Genomic DNA, 17,810 nt, shown 5'->3' on the forward strand with positions numbered 1-17,810 from the left:
TTTTGAAGTTCTGGCTGGGAATTTTAATTTTTTTATTTTCCTTCGGAGCTTTGGCAAAGATCATCGTCAGCTCGGATCCCTATCCTCCGTTAATTTATCTTAAAAAGGGTGTGCCTGCGGGCACCGTTACAGACATTTTACCGCTTATTTTGGATAAGCCCGCTTCCGAGCTGACCTATCGCTTTTCTCCCTGGAAAAGAGTTTTATTAGATGCTGAAAAGGGTTCGGTCGATATCGTCGGGCCTTTGTTGATTACTGCTGAAAGATCCAGATTCCTGGTATTCACGGAGCCGTTGATTCGCGCGAACATTTCTTTGTGGGTTCGTCGTGATAATCCCAAAGTCAAAGAGCTTATCAAGCGTAATCAACCGATTAAAGACTTCCGAGAGTTGGGCGATCTCACCTTTGGACAAATTCTGGGATATGCGTTCGGTGAAGACTTTGGCGCATTTTTTAATAGACCCGAGGTGCGCAAGGTTGAAGTGGTAGATATGGGCCAGGGCGTGCGGATGCTGACTTCCAAACGCATTGATGTCTTTTTGGCTTACAGTCCCGTGATCGAGTACTATATTGGCGAGCTCAAGCTTAATAAAGGCGATTTTTATGTGCTGGGTGAAGCAAATCGCGAAGTGATGTATGTGATGGGGGTTTCAAAAAAATCTTCTCTGGTTAAGGAGCTTCCGAAAATTAATCAGCGAATTATAGATCTTAAGATTTTGCAGAACTTCGGAAAATAATCCTAACCTTTATAGGCTTCGATTTTCATTTCAATGGAATAGTCTTTAGAGGCTTCTTTGAGGGGAGCGAGCATCCAGTTCCACTCACGCAGTTTTTTGTAACCCGCAAAGTTCACATCATAATGGCCGGTGTACATTAGCTCACCCTGTTTGTCGCGATAGATTACTTCTCGGTCGGAATAAATCAGCTTTGTTCCCGTGCAACCCTTAAGGTTTTTCAAGTGAGTTTCTGCGAACTGCGTGCAGATAGAGTCTTTCTCCGAAAGCTCCAGATTGCGTTTGATTTTCTTTTCGACGGCATCAAGAGGAAGCAAAGCTAATTGCGACATTAGATTTGCGGATACAATCAAATCAGCTTCAAAGTGAAAGATCTTTTCCCCCGCTAATTTTTTGGCCAGGGATTCAAGGTCATCGAGGGTGTTCAGGGATTGAAGCTGATCCAAGGCTTGGGTCAGGTCCATCGTGATAAGTTTTAGACGGGAATATCTTTTTGCCTGCAAGTGATGCTTAAGTGGATGAATGACATCAACCAAAGTCACTTGTTCGAAAGTGTCCATCAAAAGATGCAAGGGAATTTCGTGCAGGTGAGCACTTCCCAAAACCACGACGCTTTTTCTTTGCGGCAGTGATTGCGCGGTTTCCAGGAAAACTTCCTGGCAATTCTTCAGGTGAGGAATCCAGTTCTTTTTCTGACGATGATAACGGTGGCGAAGCGAGATGGACGAGTAAAGAAATCCATACTTGCGGGCCAAGGGGGTCGTCGGTGTTAAAAGAAATTCGAAAGATTCCAAAAGCATGGAATAAACCTACCTGAATTATTATCCTAAAGGAAGAATATTAATGGCGCGGACGTTCGTGATGCTTCCGACTTTTTCTACTTGTCCTTGGACTTCTAAAAGGGAGCGGCTATAAATCACCTCCCGGTCTTTTTGATAAACATCGGGGTGAATAACAATATTCATAAATCCGAATTCATCTTCCAAAGTGATAAAACACATTCCCTTTGCGGTCGGAGGACGTTGTGTGACGGAAACAAGGCCTGCCACGCGAACTTTCTTTTTATGGCTGATTCTTTCCAGATCCGAAGACGTGGCATAAGGAACATAGCGCTGAGCAATCAAAGCCGCATTCTTGGTTTTCAAATAAGAACGCAGAACTGACAGTGGATGCGAGTCGACTGAGAATCCTTTGGTGTCATACTCGCGGCGCATGCGATCCCAATTGGATTCAAACGGCAGGTTTTCCGAAGAAGATTCTTCCTCGTCGAAAGAACCTTGAGTCATAATTTCTTTTGGTTGTCCCCAAAGAAAACTATTTTGATCAAGGCTAAGCCCTTCAATCAACCAGATAAGTTCTCGCGCATTGGTTTGAAAGCATTCCATCGCCCCCGTTGCAGCAAGAGTAATTAAAACACTGCGCGGAAGCTGTGTGCGTTGAATGAAGTCTTTGATGTCTTGATAAGGACCATGCAGTTTGCGCTGGTCTTCAATTCTGCGCATCAGTTCTTCGGGAAGACCGTAAATCGAGCGCAAGCCCACTCGCATGGTGTGGGTGTTGTTTTCATTTTCTTCTTCTAAAGTATAATCATAGTCAGAATTTTGAATACATAACGGCGCGACTTTAACACCATTTCTTTGGGCTTCAGAAATAATCGTGCGGGGAGCATAAAATCCCATAGGCTGACTGTTTAAAAGCCCACAGGCAAAGACATCCGGGTGGCGGCATTTTAAATAGCAGCTGGCATATGTCAGAACGGCAAAGCTTGCCGCATGACTTTCGGGGAAACCATAATTCGCAAAGCCTTCGATCGTCGCATAAATTTGCTCGGCATATTCCTGGGAGATACCGTGATTTTTAAAGCCGGTCATGATGCGATCACGAATGGCGTCCATGGTGCTGCGTTTTCTCCAGGCCGAGGACATGATCCTGCGCAGCTCATCGGCTTCACCGGGGCTAAAGTTCGCAGCGACGATCACGATTTTCATCACTTGCTCTTGAAAGATCGGAACTCCATGAGTGCGTTTTAAAATCGGTTCTAAATCTTTGTGAGCATAGGTGACGGGTTCCAGTCCCTGTCTGCGACGTAAATAAGGATGAACCATGCCCCCTTGCAAAGGACCGGGACGTACCAATGCCACCTCAACAACCAAGTCGTAAAAATTTCGGGGCAGCATGCGGGGGAGTGTCTGCATCTGCGCGCGGGATTCAATTTGGAAAACCCCCACAGTGTCTGCTTTACAGATCATTTCATAAGTAGGTTTGTCATCTTGGGGAAGAGTCGCCAGATTAAAGCTGATGCCTTTGTGTTTTTTTAAAAGATCAAAACACTTTCTTAAACAAGTCAGCATGCCAAGACTTAGAACGTCGATCTTCATCAGTTTTAAAACGGCGACATCATCTTTGTTCCACTGAATAACATAGCGTCCGTTCATGGTGGCTTTTTCGACCGGTACCATTTCCGTGATGGGATCCTGAGTGATCAGAAAACCACCTGTATGAATACCCAAGTGGCGGGGGAAACCGTGCACCTGTCCTGCCATTTTCAAAAACAGCATCCAAACTTCAGGGCTTTCAACACCAAAGCGTTTGTGAATCGTGGGATCCTCAACCAACCTGCGCATGCCATCGCGGCCCATGAATTTCACCATGGCATTGATGTTTTCTAAAGAAATACCAAAAACTTTGGCGGTTTCACGAATCGCCATGCGCGAACGATAACGAACCACAGTGCAGACCATGGCAGCATGACGCTCGTTGTACTTTTCATAAATATACTGAATCACTTCTTCGCGGCGGCTGTGCTCAAAGTCGATATCGATATCTGGGGGTTCCCGACGCTCGCGGGAAATAAAACGTTCAAACAAAACATCGATGTCCTTGGGATTTACCGAGGTCAGCCCAATACAAAAGCAGACAATGGAGTTCGCGGCAGAGCCCCGGCCTTGATATAAAATCCCCTTACGATCGGCAAACTCACATATTTCACGTAATGTAAGAAAATAGTCTTCGTACTCCAACTCTTTGATCATTTCGAGTTCATGTTCGATGGTATCCAGAATTTTTTTCGTCGGTCCTTCGGGGAATCTCCACTTCAAACCTTCTTCAACTAAGAAGCGTAAATATTCTGTCGGAGTCTTACCTTGTGGCAAATTTGAACGAGGATAACGATAGCGAATCTCGTCCAATGTGAAAGTCACACGTGCGGCGATTTCCACAGTTTTTTCCACAAGATCGACTCGATCGGCCCATCTGGAGCAGATTTGCGGGAGTGAACTGAGTGAACGTTCAGCATTTTGAATCAATTTATCGCGCGCTTCTTCCAAAGTGGTGTGATGAAGAGTGCAAGTCAGGACATCAAATAAAGGTTTGCGATCCCGTGTATGCATGAACGGACGTTGCGTGACGAAAAGCTGAGCGCCACATTTTTGTTCAAGTTGTATTGCTTGTTTGTAAAATTCCTGGGATTCCCACGTGAGATCTCGCCATACGGGAATATATAGTCGATCGCCAAAAATCTTTTCTAAACTGTCATAGCGTTTCTCATCAATTGGAGGCAAAGCTAAGCACAAAAGATCCTGGTTGTACTTTTCGATCTGATCCAGACGTAAAGATGAAAATCCTTTGGCGGCCTGTCTTTTACCTAAAGTTAAAAGTTCGCACAGATGGGTGTAGCCATTTTTATTCATGGGAATCAGCGTGACCGTGCTTTCATCGGTCAACGTCAGTTCAGAACCCACCAAGTAATGAAAGCCCTCTTTGGCTTTGGAAGATTCCGTAAAAACCGAAGGCGTGTTGGCAGTTAAAAATCCGCGCGCAACACCGTAAAGACCGTTCAGGTCACACATCGCGATGCCATCATAATTATTATGGATGGCAGCTTCGACCATTTCTTCGGGGGAGGAAGCCCCGCGCAGAAAGGAAAAGTTACTGCGCCCCAAAAGTTCCACGAATCCTTTGGCCGTGGTAGCGATCGCCTGTGTTTTACGAATATCAAGGGACTTATTCATTTTTTAATCAAAGTATCCATGGAGGTAGTATTGTGAACTGACCTTATCTTGGAAAATCCAAATCAACTGTCCCTGTTGTGATAAAGCGAAAAAATAATCGCGGTGCTTTAGTTCTTGCGAAGACAGTTGCCACCACGAAGACTCAATTCTTTCGCTGGGCATGGAGGAAACAAAGCGCAGCCTTTGCACTTCCCCTGCGCTCAGAGCCTGGGGGTGCTCGAGCAGCAGGGAAGGGCGCGGACTTTCTTTTAAACCCTTGGCATAAACATTTTTAACCTGCAGGGCATTGTCCTGTCTTTCCACCAAGTCTTCGGACTTAAAATCTTCCGGCCACTCGGTGACCAGTTGAAAACTTTTTTCGGGAAAGTGACTGGCTTCGACCTGCAAAAATCCCATTTCACAATTCGACTGCTTGGCAAAACTGATCAGACGGCGCCAGCGGTCTTCGGAGTTGTCGCGAGGCTCGAAAAAATCCAGTTGTTGAATTTTTTCAGGCACATCGTAAACCGTCACTTCAAATTCGCGGATGGGATTGGTTAATTCCGTCTTCTCCATCTTTTTATAAAGAAGATCTTCGAAAAGTTCCTGATCACGACTGGCGCTGATCGGCTCAATCGGTAAAAGATAGCGTTTATCCGAGTATTCACAGTGCAGGATCACTTCCATTTTGTGCGCATAACGGGAGAGGCCATGGAGCCGCGCAAACAAAGTATCCAGAACTGGTTTTACCCGATTGAACAATAAAGGTACCGAACCTAAGGGATCATCCAGGTAGCCATACCCCACAAGAGGATCGCGAGGCACAAGAGGAGAAATGACCTGAGAGTCTTGAGAGTGCAAACGATTCCAAAGTAAAACACCGAAATCTCCCCACCGCTCGCGCAGTGAAACCAGACGGAAATTATAAACTTCTTCCAGAGTGCACACGCCCAGAGTGCGTGCGAATGAAATCACATGTTCAATCAGGCGCTTTTGAGACCAAGGGTGTAAACCCTCAATGTCTTTTAGCGCATCAAGGCCGAGACCTGAAAACTCACGATGTTCAGCAGCACGAGGAGCCACAGTGAAAGGCTTCCATTTCGCAAGCATCTGCGCGACAGGAGCGGTGTCTGCAATTGCGGCACTCGCATCAGCACTGAATTTACGACCAATCTCGACGGCTTTTTGTAGAACTCCATGTTCTCCTCCCAGGAGATGTGATGTGGAATCAATCTCGACGAAAATATAATGTGGAAAACGAAACTGAACGCGCGGGCTTAAAACAAGAAAGGCCTCAGCTGAGGAGCTTTCTTGCTGTGTTTTTAAATTGATGCACAAAGTTCGCATAAACCATACTCCCTGCGACAGTAAACGGTGTTGGACGGTGAAGAGCTCGTTGAATCGTGATGAAGTCTCTTTGGAACTGAATAATCAGACTGAAGAGCGGATTCACAAACTTACTCACCTTGTGACAGACAAAAATCAAAGCCACCTTATGAAAGCGACAAAGTTTTTTGAGTTTTTGCAGTTGGTGATTCTTGAAAAACATTTCTTTCAACTCACAACCAATCACTTCAAACAAAGAGCTCGTCACCAGCTCTTGTAAAACCCAGAAAAGTTGTTCCGCTTCTTTGGGTTCTTTCACGACCAACAATTTTTTTAAGTTGATCTTTCTGCTGGTCAGGTGCGCGGGCAGCAATTGCGTTCCGCCATTCACCCAGGCGACCCACTTGTTATCTTCGTGGGCTTTTTGGGTCATGCTCACCCACAAAGAGGTTGCGCCTGTCCCCGGGCTTCCTTGAAAGAGGCTTAAGTCTCCCTTAGGAATTCCCTTCCATAAAAGGAAGTCATCTAAGGTACTCACTCCCGTGGGAACCCCGGGAGGTGGTTGCAGTTGATCTGCGGAAACAAACTGAATGTCAGACAAAGCGGGAAGGGCGACGGCACTCATTGAAAGCCTCCATTTACATATTAGTTACTATGTAAATAATATGTAAGTCAAAGGTGTAAATCACGAACTAGACCAGGTACGGACACACTTTCTCCATGCGGCCCCGTGTCGGGCCGATGGAGAAAGTGTGTCCGTACCTTTTCTCGTAATTTCAATGCCTTGCGTGAAGTGGTGTTGCTCGAAAGTTTGGTTTTCACTTACATGTTAAATGTGAATTTCATTGAAATATGGCAAGCCAAATAAGATGTTTCGGGCATGAAACATTTTGCGTTCGTTTTGCTGACTCTTTCGTTCTCTTTGATCACTCATGCTGCCTGGGATCTGAATGACGTTTCTTACGTGATGCCGTTGCAAACTCAAGAAGACGGACATGTGAACACTCTTCCGATGAAGGGTTTGATTCCAGAAAAAATATTCGAGCGCATTTCTCCAATCGCCATGGATATGGATCCGCAAACCAATGCGCGCGCGATGCGTGTGGTAGCGATGCGTATTGATCCTTGTTTTCCGTACCCAACTCAGATCAGCTGCCAAAAACAACTTCGTCTGGTGTGGCAACCACTTTTGCAGTGGGAAGAAGACGGCTCTATCGACGCTGTCGATGCGGCTCTTCACTCGTTCTATCCACTGACTGATTCTGAATTCGATTCGTTGTTGCAAGAGCTGCAAACTTGGAAAGCCAGAACGGGAGTGGAAACTCGCGGTCTTCCCTTGGGACCTCACCCGGCTTGGAAATCAGGTCGTGGAGTGGCGGCTTTGAAAGATTTGAATCGCATCATTCTTAAATATGCGGGTGAAAGAAATCTTTCCCGTGTGACGGCGATGTTCCTGCGCGGAGGCGGAGCGATGTGGCTGTTTGGTGCGTTTGAATTTAAAAATGGTGAGCTGGTTACCATGACAATTCCGCGTTTGGGTAAAAACACCGCTCAGTCATTCGTAAACGTGGTGACTTCAGGAGACGTTTTCTCGGGTGGAGGTATCGCCGGTGCACGTGCTGCTGGGGATGATACGTTAAGCAACCTGGTCGCGGAATCGCAACGAGTTCGTACGGGTAATGAAGATGTGATTCGTAAAGAACTATCTGCCGCTTACAAAATTGAAAATCCAAAATCGTATAATCCAGAAAATATGGACTGCGTAAGCTGTCATGTGGCTCAAACGGCGCGCCTGTGGGTGGACCGCAAACGTAAAGACATGGCGACTCAGGATATTGCCACACAATTTGGTTATTTAAATCCCGCCTATAACTTGGCGAATGTGAGTGATGAACCTTGGCACACGCAACAATTGCGAGCTCTTGGATACCATAATAAAAAAGTATCAATCGCCCAACGCGCGATTAACGAATCCGCTGAAGTGGCAGACGCTATCAATCGTTATTTAAATTCCAAGTAATTATTGAAAGACCTTAGAGCAGGTGGGAGCAGTAGGATTTTGCGTAATATAGCGAAGTCCTTCGAGCACGCGGTCGTTGCGTGACATCTTCATGCCTAAAGCAGAAAAGTATTTTGCAAGTTCTGTATCGGGAGTTGTTGCTGCTTGAATGTATTGGCTGACCGACGTCATTTCAGATTGATTTAAAAATTTTTGATAGCCAGTACTAAATCCGACTTTTGCTTTTTCGATAATTTTCAAAGTTGCCGGAGAAAGCCTTTCCGTCTCTGGCATATAATAATCATCGACAGTATTGAAATAAGGTTTTCCCTTAGTGACTGCAAAGCTCATTGCATTTTTTCCTGCGACCCACACGGGAAGAGTCGCTTGCTCATAGAAGAAATTAAAAACTGCTTGTGGCACCGAACCCACAAAGACGAAATACACATTTCCTGGCTTCAGGGAGGTTTTCGAAAACTCTTGAGGAGTTAACAGGTGCATTTGTTTTTGATGTTTTAGTTCCGTTGCATTGCTGGATTCAAATCCGGACTTCTTGCCAAATACCTTGCTCATTACATCCATATCTTGAGGGTTGAACGGAGAAACAACCGGAATTACGATGGCTTTGGATTTATCCATTTTTGCGGCGGCACTTTTTACGGACTTGCCATAAAAATACATTCTTTGTGGAGCAAAGGTCTGAGTGCCGACGCCATAAACTGGAAAGCTAAAATTAATTTGCGCGGACTCAGCGAATCTTTGAACAAAATGCTTCAAATCTGCCGAGAGGTCATTCATCGCTGGAACAGACTTCAAAAATTCCTCTGTTGAATTCGAGGGTAAGTTTGCAAGCGGCATGTCTTTTAATGCTTTAAGTACAGTTAGTTTATCTGAATAAAGACCCACATCGCCCCAACCCAAAGGTTGCATGCGCAGATAATTTTCAGACCGAGAAATATTTTTGAATTTATCGCCGAAACCATCGTCTGCACCAGATACCGCTAGTTGAACTTTTGCGACCTGATTATCAGCAACAGAGTCAGCGTAAGTACCGATATCGATATAATGAACTTCACCCGCAATGCCTTGAGGAAAGCCTGGATAGATTTTTTGAATCTTGCCCGCAACCGCAGGCTGATAGATGACTTCGAATTCGCCGCTGAAACCTAGATCACGAAGTCTACGCATTACGGAAATGCCCGCCGACTGATGACCAAATCCAGGAGCGCTATCAACATAGACGCGAATCAATTTTTGCCGATGCAAAAACTCTTCAGGGCTAGCGGCAAAAACCACCAACCCAAACAGAAGAATCGCATTAAAAAGAACGGCGCGAATTACATTCACTAATTAAATACCTTTGAACAGCTTATAGGTTTGTTCGGATTTGCTCTGCTGAACAAATCTTGCATTCTGGATAAACCGCTTTGGAAGCTTTTTTGGCCTTCTTTAGCGTAAGTTTTACGGTCTTCCGGGAGATTAATTCCAGTTTTCTGATAAACGATGCTGCGAGCATTTTTGTAATACTCATCAGGAGTCATTCTGATGGAACTTCCCAGGAAGGGACCATTTTTCTGAGTAACCATTAGCTGAACACCTTTTTCCATATAAAGTACTTCATCGGGAAAAATCAGCATGGATGCCAGTACTTCCAACTCGCCATTGAATCCAGAAATAGTATTCACCAATGTTCGGCGTTTATCGATGCGAAGAGTGACAATACCACCGGATGCATTGGTATCCCTTAACGCCATCATTTTTTTATCAGTGCTTTCCGGAATTGTATCACCCTCGATGATGACTTTTCCTGTGCCAAACTGATGTGCCACCTGTACATCATAGCTGAGTGAAATAAATGGAGAACCAGCTGGATTGCCGGCATGGTTGCTCATCATTTTGCTTAGTGTGTGAGGTTGAATCAGAGGAGAAATGGGTTTACCGCTGGTATTCACACCATTGGTACCAAAAGTCTCAAAAGTTTTTTGCAGGCCTTTGAGTTTATAAAGATGCGAACCTGAGCCCGCCGTCAGACGTTTTGAGAAAAGACCCCCGCCGATGATTTTACCTTTGGAATCACGCACTTCTTGCAATTTTTCGTCTTCATCCATTCCGCGAAATAAAATCTGGGCCCCTTCATAGTTGGGATGGCGAATGGCATCAACGTAATCACGCCAGAAAGTTTTTTCGGTAGGTTCCATGATAGCCCAAGGAAAAATCTTTTCCATGGCATCGGCAACACCCGCGCGGTCATTTGCTTTGACCATCTCGCTTAATGATTTTGTTTGAACGACTTCTTCGCGTTGAGCTGCGGTCGCCTCAAGTTCTTTGTTTTGCTTTCTGACTTCCAGTTTAGCTGCAGAGTTAAGTGACTCCATTTGTCTTTTTTCACGCAAGTCAATTTGGTCCTGAACACTTGCTAATGCTTCAGCATAGGATTGCTTGGTATCGACAAAAACACCTTTAAGCTTTGCGTACTCTGCAAGAGCGGCCATTTTCTGATCATCTGTCAAATTTTTCAATGGAGTGAAAGAGTTTGTATTCATACGAACTACTTGAGTAAGTCCCATCGCACGCTCTGCCATCGCTCTTTTTGAAATGATGCTGCCGGCGTCTGCATTGGCTTTTAATTCAAGAAGTTCCATAGTTGAAGTGATGCCGTAGGATGAGTTTCCACCAGAGCTGATTGTCATTCCCAGTGTGTGTGTGAGTGATTGAAAGGTAGTAAGTAAGGCTTCGTAATTGTGATGATGAAGTGTCTTTCCATGAGCAATTGTTGTTTTCGTTCCAATAATGGAAGTAACATCAAAAATTTGATTTAAGCTAACGAGTGATTCAAGCAATACAAAGGGATTTGTTTTTGCGGATTCGTGCACAGTCACGATCGCTGTCGCTTGACCTTTGGAATTGTCTGTCATCGAGACGAAAGCCACCTCGCCTGCGGGCATATTTCTGCTGTACTTTACGTCTAATGTGTATTTAGGTTTACCGGATTCCTCTCCGGGAAGCATCATGTGTGCAAGACTCATGACACTGCTGTTGCCTACGTGAATAAGTACATCCAATGCACTTTGTGGATTGGCTAATACCTTGTATTCAACCTTTTTGTATTCATCATAAATTTTATTCTGTGCATCCATCATTTCTTTCGCTTGTTGGGCGGCGATGGCTTTGTAATTGGCATCATTCAAATAATTGTAGGAGCTATGATGGGAGTTCATATCCATGTCTGATTGATGATGTTGAGCAAAAACCGCCTGCGATAGCAGGGAGCTTGTGATTGCTGCCAATGTGATTTTTGCCAGGAATGAACTGCGAAGTCTCATAGATACACCTCTTCAGGGTTCTATAAAGCAAGACATGTTCCGCCTGATTTCACATATATGTCATTTGGAATGAAAAATATTAGACAAAGGACAATTTGGGCTCGACGTCTCATTGTGAGACGCAAAGAAACAGGTATATCCAAAAAAGGTACGGCCTTATCTCGGGAGATAAGGCCGTACCTTTTTTCTATTAAAAAATTAGGAAGGATGATGACCCGGTGGTGTAAGCTCCTCGTTATAAAGAGGATCAACGTAACGAATACCATGACCACCGTTTAAAACCATCAATTCAGCCACGGTGTATTTTTCTTCTTCGTTTTTAGTCGCAACGGAAAGAAGGAGGTGGCCTTGTTTCAATTCCTGGTCGGCTTCTTCAACCAGATCCCACTCTCCTGTGCCCAGGAACTTCTGCACCCAGCGTCCCCAGGCTTCTTTCAGAGTGTGTCGAGATCCATCGGCATCAACGGCATCCACACCGTAATCGCCTTCGTAGACATGAATATCGCCTTCCAACCAGCCTTCGCGAATGATTGCTTGGGCGGCATTCCTGGCCTGCTCCTGACTTGCGAAAAATCCCAGTGTTCTGTGCGTGGGATATTTCAAGTAATCCGGGTGGGGCAGTTGTTCGATCTCGACCATTTTGAACCTCCTTATTCAAAATTTAAAAACCATTAAAATTTAAACTAAAATCTATTCAAACATTCCATCCATCGTGATGTTGTCTGCATTTCTTTGAGTCATGCGCAGTTGTTTGTAGAACGATTTTTGGCATTGGCCACGAACCAAAGCATCCATTCCACCGATCATCGCCGTGTAAACTTCTTCGACCGTCAATACGTTCGTTGAAGTGATGACACCCGATTTTGGTGCAGTTGAACGAAGCTTGCTCATAAAGTGATCGCGAGAATCACAAGACATCATACCAATTACATCCGCCTGGCGGCTTGGGTTGCTTAAAGACTGAAGCATCTTGTTGAATCCCGGGCGGTACTTTTTATAGTAACCCGCATAGTTCACTTTGTTCGTTCCCGCGATAAATTTCGGTGGAGCAAAATCAGGTCCGCCCCCATTTCTGGAATGACCGAAATAGAAAGCTGCATCCGCATCCTGCAAAGCGCGATCATAATAATTTTGCATGTAAGCAGTACGTTGCTCTTGAGATGAAGAGTTCACGTTGTTGTCCAGGTACTCAGTCGCTGAAGCAAACTGAATTTCAACACGGGCGCGAACCGGTCGACCTTGGACAGTTACATTTTTAACGAACACGTACGGATTACCGGAAGTTTCTTGTCTAAAGCGACACAGTTGAAAGTTTCCGCGACAGCTGCCAGTGATTAAATCTACCAAAGCATAGTAAGCCCCGATGTCGATAGAAGGACTGTAACCATAGTTACGAGAACCACTGCGCACAACACTTCCCGTTGTCCAATCAAGGTAGCCCATGGCCACGCGAATATCGATCAAGCCATCGTTCAAAATGCGGCCATAACGTTGCTCACACTTCGCGCGTTGATCGGCAGGCAGATTTGAAATTCTATCGTTCGCAAGATTTGCGAGATTCTTTGCGTAGCCTTCACCATAAGCTTCGAACGAGTTTTGGTAGACGTATCCACGACGTGCTTCGGCCGTGAAAGGCAAGATTAACAAACAAATAATAATTACGTGCTTCATTGAGCGTCCCCTCTGCAAATAAAGTCTAAGAGGGGACTATCACAAAGCGCCAATTAAATGGATTTAATAATCGGTGTGGCCACGCGCTTCAGAAATGCGTCGACACTGGGCGCATACTCACCGCGAAAATCACGCAGTCCAGTAAGATGCTCAGCCTCTGGTAAATTGAGTTTGGACCAATTCAATTTGTGATGCGGCTCGAAAATTTCGTCTATGTGCGCTGGAGGAATCAATTTATCCTTCCATCCGCGAATTGACAGGATGGGAAAGTTCTCAGGAAATTTTTCGAGTTGTTCGTGAGTATCTTTGTGAAAATGCAAAGACCAAAACACTCCCAGTGCTGCCGTCGCAGGAAGTTTCAATCCGCCGAATGGAAATGGAAATCTGTAGTTTCGCAAGAGTTTCCACACCGAAGGAAGAAAGCGTGCAGTTGGACCGCTGTCGCAAATTAAGGCAACAGTATCAACGCAATGACGTTTCGCCATCGCTTCGATGGCCGAAGCTGAGGGATTCGAGAAAGCGTAAACTATTTTGTTACCGGGAATTGCATTTAGCAGTTTTTCAATTTGTGCGGCATAGACGTGCTTTACACCCATCGCACCATCTGCAGTTATCGGCAGACGTTTAAAAAGATCCTTGGCGGTGCCGTTCAGTTGGAATGCAAATGCATCAAAGCCAAATTCATTCACCATCTTGATATGACGGATCAGCTCGCGCTTGGAGCCTTCGTAAAAATGCACGAAGAATATCAATTCATTGTAGCGTTTGTTTTTAGAGAGAAAAAACTCTCCTTCAAACGGAAATTCTGATTTCGCGAGTTCTGTATAATCCATGGCTGCTCCAACCACGTTAGAGTGCCAGCGGCAGGCGTCATTGTGAAGATAAAAAAAGGGCTCCCTTGGGAGGAGCCCTTTTCAGAGTTTTTGATCTATTCAGTTCTTAGTGTTTGTGAACTGGATTTTTCGAAGGCCAAAGATCTGTCCAGTGAGCTGTACGACCTTCCGCTTGGTGGGTCGCACCCAACGCGCTTTCAGAAACGATTACTTTTTCAAGAGCCGTTTCTGCTAACACCTTACCGCATGCTTCCACCACAGCGTCAGCGTCGATGTGGTGATAAGCATAGATCTCTGAAGGGCGACCGCACTTAGAGTGCTTGATCACGCCCAATGCTTCCTGGCGAACACCGATCAATGATCCGATGTTATCAAGCATACCAATCTCACCATCCGCGACCGATACGACTGGAACACGTTTACCAGCGACAGTGATCAAATCACCAGTGGATACGTCTTCAGACTTTCTCAAGTAAAGGTTGGAGTTGATGCCCAGACCGTTTTTCAAGTAATCGTAATCGTTTTCGTGACCCAAAATACCGCAAAGTAGATCTTGTGAAGTCACCGCGATCACGTTTGCGTAGATACCGCGAGCAAGCAAGGCCTCAGAAGCTTTGATACCTTCAGTAACCATTGTGCCTAGTGCAAAGATATTCACAACGTTGTCACCTGGCTCGTAGCCAGCGTAACCACGGTAGTCGATCAAGTAATAAGCGCCTTGCAACACTTCTTCACGAAGAGTTTGCAAAATAGAAGCGTCATCCATAGCGGCCACTTCTTCTTCATTGATTCCACCCGCAACTGGGAACTCCGCACGAGACAATTGACCTTCCAGGCCTTGTTTGAAGCGAGCTTGAGTTTTCAGGTATTTCAAAAGATCTTTTTGCTCCACACCACGAGTTACCAGACGAAGCAAAGTACCTGTACGGCCGGCATTGTCGTTCATAACGTGACGTTTGATTGTGTCGCACATGATCCAATCAAGTTCGATACAAGAGAACGGCTCCCACGTGATTTGGTTCGGAATCTGGATGTCAGACTTCCAACCGTGCTGCGCACCTTCCGGAGAAAGAGAAACACCTGATGGAGTACCCACACAAATAAATGAGCTCTTCCAGTAGAGGTTGTAGAAGTATTGGTCCAAGGCACGTTTGATAAAGAAGTCGTAGACAGTCATCAAGGGGATGATAGGTACACCTACGATGTCGCGCATTTTACCGAATGCACCCACGCAAGACATAACGTTACCTTCGGCGATTTCGAAACGCAGGAAGCGGTCAGATTCTTCTTCGCCAGGAACCAAGTCAGGAAGTTTGTGGTCTTTAACGCCCAAGTCAGTTTCGTGGTCGACAACAACTGGAGCACCGAAAATTTTACCGTCCATCGCAGGATTCAAGTTCGTTGAAGTACCAACATCTGGAGCCATAGAGATGAACAACTCGCCCGGAAGTTTGAATGGTTTTTCATGGTCCGTTAGAGGTTTTTGTTTATCAGTCAATTTTGATTCATCAAGCGGAGTATTCGCAATACGAGTCAACTTTGCAGTCAACTGACCAAGCATCCACTGTGTATGAGGGTAGCTTGTCATTTTCGTATTGATGTCCAAAGCCTGAGGGATTTCGCCGAACTCAGTCAGCTTTTTCAAGAAGTACTCTTGGTTCTTAGCTTTCAAAGCGTATTGCGCTTTCATCTCGCCAAAGATTTTTTCAGAGCGAGCCGCCAAGAACTTTCCAGCTGCAGAGTTTGGATCAAGGCGTTGGTATAAAGTATCACCAGTGATGCCCTGAGCAGCTTTAAGTGCATTCACTTCGTCTTCTTGTGGAAGAGAGCTGTGATTGCCTGGTTGAGCTGCAGCTTTCAAGCCCCAGCCTTTAAGAGTATGCGCGATGATGATTGTTGGACGACGTGTAGAAAGCTTTGATTGCTCCATTGCTTGCGCAAGTTGAATCATATCGTGACCACCGAAATCGCGAAGACCTTCGTAAAGCTCTTCGTCAGTTACAGAGTCCAAGAATTTCTTCATGTCTGGGTGTTCTTTAGCGATGCCTTTTTTCAAAGCTTTCATGTCTTGAACAAGAAGCAATGATTGAAGTTCATAGTCTTCCAATTTCTTTTCTAGGAAGTTTTTGAAAGTTTCACCGTCTTTTTTAGCAAACAAAGCCAAACGTTTAGAACCGTGACGTACTTGGATAACTTCCCAGCCATTCGCAGCCATTGTGCGCTCGACACGGTCAGCATCTGTCCCGTTCATGATTTCTTTGTTCGTGATACGGTGACCATCAAGTGATTGACGGTTGTAATCCAGGATCCAAGTCAAAGATCCGATTTCGCGCTCAGCAAAGTCAGGAACTGCTTCATACATGGAACCTTCACGGAATTCAGAGTCACCGCAAACAGCCCAGAAGTGTGCATCTGGAACTTCATAACCATGTTCGCGAGCGTAACGGTATGCAAGTGCCATGTAACCAGCTTCAACAGGTGGAATACCTACTGTACCAGAGGGGAAGAAGTTGTGGTGATCTGGATCGTATGCAGAGTGGTAAGATTGGAATACGAATTCAGAACCATCAGTGAACTTACGAAGACCATTCATTGCCTGGTCTGCTTGTTCTTGTGTTAGTTTCGTAAGATCGTTTTTAAGCAAAAGATCCAAAAGGTAGTTGTAAGAGTGATCCACTGGAGACGCATGCGGTTTATTCGCGATGTGGTCGAAACCAGTTTTAGCCATCAAGTGCAAAGCACCCATGATATGCAGAGAGCTTGCGCAGGCTGCCGGGTGACCACCGATTTTTGGGTCGCCTTTTTCTTTGTCGGAACGATGATTGGCTTGCCAGATCATTTGAGTTGAAAGGTAAAGAGCACGGCGTGCGATAACGTCCAAAACTTCAGGGGTAGCACCCTTCAAAGTTTCTGGCTTCGCATTCTTGTTCTTAGAGTCAGCCACGATGGTTCTCCTTGAGTAATAACTCGGTAATTTAACGGAGCGAAACTAGCATTCTCGAGAGGGGGAGACAAGGTTTAAGGCCTTGAAAAAGGGGTCTTTTTCCATCGAGTGACGCAGTAAGAAATAGGCTCCGTCAGCCCCGAGTTTACACCCTGAAAACTGGTGGATCACGCGTCGGTCTCACAATGGTTCCGGTTTGGACCAAATACGAGGCTTTCATTCGAGTTTTCTGGATGTTTGGAGGGGTAGTTAAGGTCCCTTAGTGTAAATAGGGACCTTTTTCAGAGAGAAATGCGGTTTTTTAGTCACAGGGCTCGTGGAACCCCGGGCTATAAAGGGGGAAGCCACTAGAAACTTGCACCCACATAGAAACGAACGAACTGGAAGTAAGAGCTTTTTAGGTAAGTGTTTTGAGCATCATCCATGCTTTGTTGGGCATAAGTCGTATTGTCGTAGATTTGCTCGGACGTGATGTTCGTGGAAATCGGTTGAGAAAAAGAAATCCAATCTGCTCCCAAGGTGAAGTTTTTGATCTGCCACTGATTGCCTAAACCAAATGAAGCCGCGATGGAAGTTCCTTTGAACTTTTCGTCTTGAGGAATTTCATAGTTCGAGTAGTCAATTGAACGGCCGACGGCTCCCATTTTCATATAGAACGAGTTGCCCAGGAATTTTTTGTACATCACTGCGATACTTTGCGATTTAATTTTCACATCGCCATCTAGGTTGTGCCAGAATCCAGTTTCTTCTGCACCGTAGGCTTCCACCAAAAGCAAAGAATCGGGATTGAAATAAACACCAGCGATAACGCCTGATTCACTTCCCACTTTGCTGGTCATGCCGACAAGTTGACCTGCGATCATCCAGTTTTTTCCGACACGGTCTGTTTTAAAAACATCTGAAGTGCTCGTACCTTCGGCTGCGAATACTGAAGATGAACCAAGGATCATTGCGAAAGCTAATAAGATTTTTTTCATAATTACCTCAAGAA

13 protein-coding genes are annotated in these 17,810 nt (G+C 45.3%); 2 read left to right on the forward strand and 11 right to left on the reverse strand.

Features of this window, described 5'->3' with window-relative positions:
* Window positions 1-2 precede the first annotated feature (2 nt).
* Window positions 3-737: an ABC transporter substrate-binding protein gene (locus tag HW988_RS01890; protein ID WP_181605988.1), complete on the forward strand. Its 735-nt coding sequence runs from the start codon at window positions 3-5 to the stop codon at window positions 735-737.
* Window positions 738-739: 2 nt separating this feature from the next.
* Here the strand turns inward: HW988_RS01890 and HW988_RS01895 are convergent, their stop codons facing one another.
* The 4 genes from HW988_RS01895 to HW988_RS01910 are packed head-to-tail and all read right to left on the reverse strand — an operon-like array spanning window position 740 to window position 6,674.
* Window positions 740-1,534, reverse strand: a complete 795-nt coding sequence (locus tag HW988_RS01895) for a hypothetical protein (protein WP_181605989.1) — start codon at window positions 1,532-1,534, stop codon at window positions 740-742.
* A 21-nt stretch (window positions 1,535-1,555) separates the two neighbouring features.
* A complete protein-coding gene (locus tag HW988_RS01900; RefSeq protein ID WP_181605990.1) occupies window positions 1,556-4,744 on the reverse strand; it encodes a DNA polymerase III subunit alpha in 3,189 nt (1,062 codons plus the stop codon).
* 3 nt (window positions 4,745-4,747) lie between these two features.
* Complete coding sequence (locus HW988_RS01905; protein ID WP_181605991.1) at window positions 4,748-6,070, reverse strand: hypothetical protein; 1,323 nt, start codon at window positions 6,068-6,070, stop codon at window positions 4,748-4,750.
* Complete coding sequence (locus tag HW988_RS01910; RefSeq protein WP_181605992.1) at window positions 6,018-6,674, reverse strand: recA protein; 657 nt, start codon at window positions 6,672-6,674, stop codon at window positions 6,018-6,020. Before HW988_RS01910 ends, HW988_RS01905 begins: the two co-directional genes overlap by 53 nt.
* Window positions 6,675-6,929: 255 nt before the next feature.
* Here HW988_RS01910 and HW988_RS01915 point away from each other — a divergent pair, with 255 nt between their 5' ends.
* Window positions 6,930-8,069 (forward strand): hypothetical protein, encoded by a 1,140-nt coding sequence (locus HW988_RS01915; RefSeq protein ID WP_181605993.1) that lies wholly within the window; start codon window positions 6,930-6,932, stop codon window positions 8,067-8,069.
* On the opposite strand, the gene HW988_RS01920 is transcribed toward HW988_RS01915, so the two are convergent.
* The 7 genes from HW988_RS01920 to HW988_RS01950 form a co-directional block, all read right to left on the reverse strand.
* The gene (locus HW988_RS01920; RefSeq protein WP_181605994.1) at window positions 8,070-9,395 is read right to left on the reverse strand and encodes a hypothetical protein; all 1,326 of its coding nucleotides are present in this window, start codon (window positions 9,393-9,395) and stop codon (window positions 8,070-8,072) included.
* Window positions 9,395-11,371: a hypothetical protein gene (locus HW988_RS01925; RefSeq protein WP_181605995.1), complete on the reverse strand. Its 1,977-nt coding sequence runs from the start codon at window positions 11,369-11,371 to the stop codon at window positions 9,395-9,397. Before HW988_RS01925 ends, HW988_RS01920 begins: the two co-directional genes overlap by 1 nt.
* A gap of 198 nt (window positions 11,372-11,569) precedes the next feature.
* On the reverse strand, window positions 11,570-12,010 hold the full coding sequence (locus HW988_RS01930) for a hypothetical protein (protein WP_181605996.1): 441 nt from the start codon (window positions 12,008-12,010) through the stop codon (window positions 11,570-11,572).
* Between the two features lie 51 nt (window positions 12,011-12,061).
* Window positions 12,062-13,042, reverse strand: coding sequence for a hypothetical protein (locus HW988_RS01935; protein WP_181605997.1), 981 nt, complete (start codon window positions 13,040-13,042; stop codon window positions 12,062-12,064).
* A 53-nt stretch (window positions 13,043-13,095) separates the two neighbouring features.
* Window positions 13,096-13,875 (reverse strand): alpha/beta hydrolase, encoded by a 780-nt coding sequence (locus HW988_RS01940; protein ID WP_181605998.1) that lies wholly within the window; start codon window positions 13,873-13,875, stop codon window positions 13,096-13,098.
* Between the two features lie 106 nt (window positions 13,876-13,981).
* Window positions 13,982-16,819, reverse strand: coding sequence for a pyruvate dehydrogenase (locus HW988_RS01945; RefSeq protein ID WP_255490156.1), 2,838 nt, complete (start codon window positions 16,817-16,819; stop codon window positions 13,982-13,984).
* Window positions 16,820-17,166: 347 nt separating this feature from the next.
* On the reverse strand, window positions 17,167-17,796 hold the full coding sequence (locus HW988_RS01950) for a hypothetical protein (protein WP_181605999.1): 630 nt from the start codon (window positions 17,794-17,796) through the stop codon (window positions 17,167-17,169).
* Window positions 17,797-17,810 lie beyond the last annotated feature (14 nt).

The sequence above is a fragment of the Bdellovibrio sp. KM01 genome, from assembly GCF_013752535.1.
GTDB lineage: Bacteria > Bdellovibrionota > Bdellovibrionia > Bdellovibrionales > Bdellovibrionaceae > Bdellovibrio.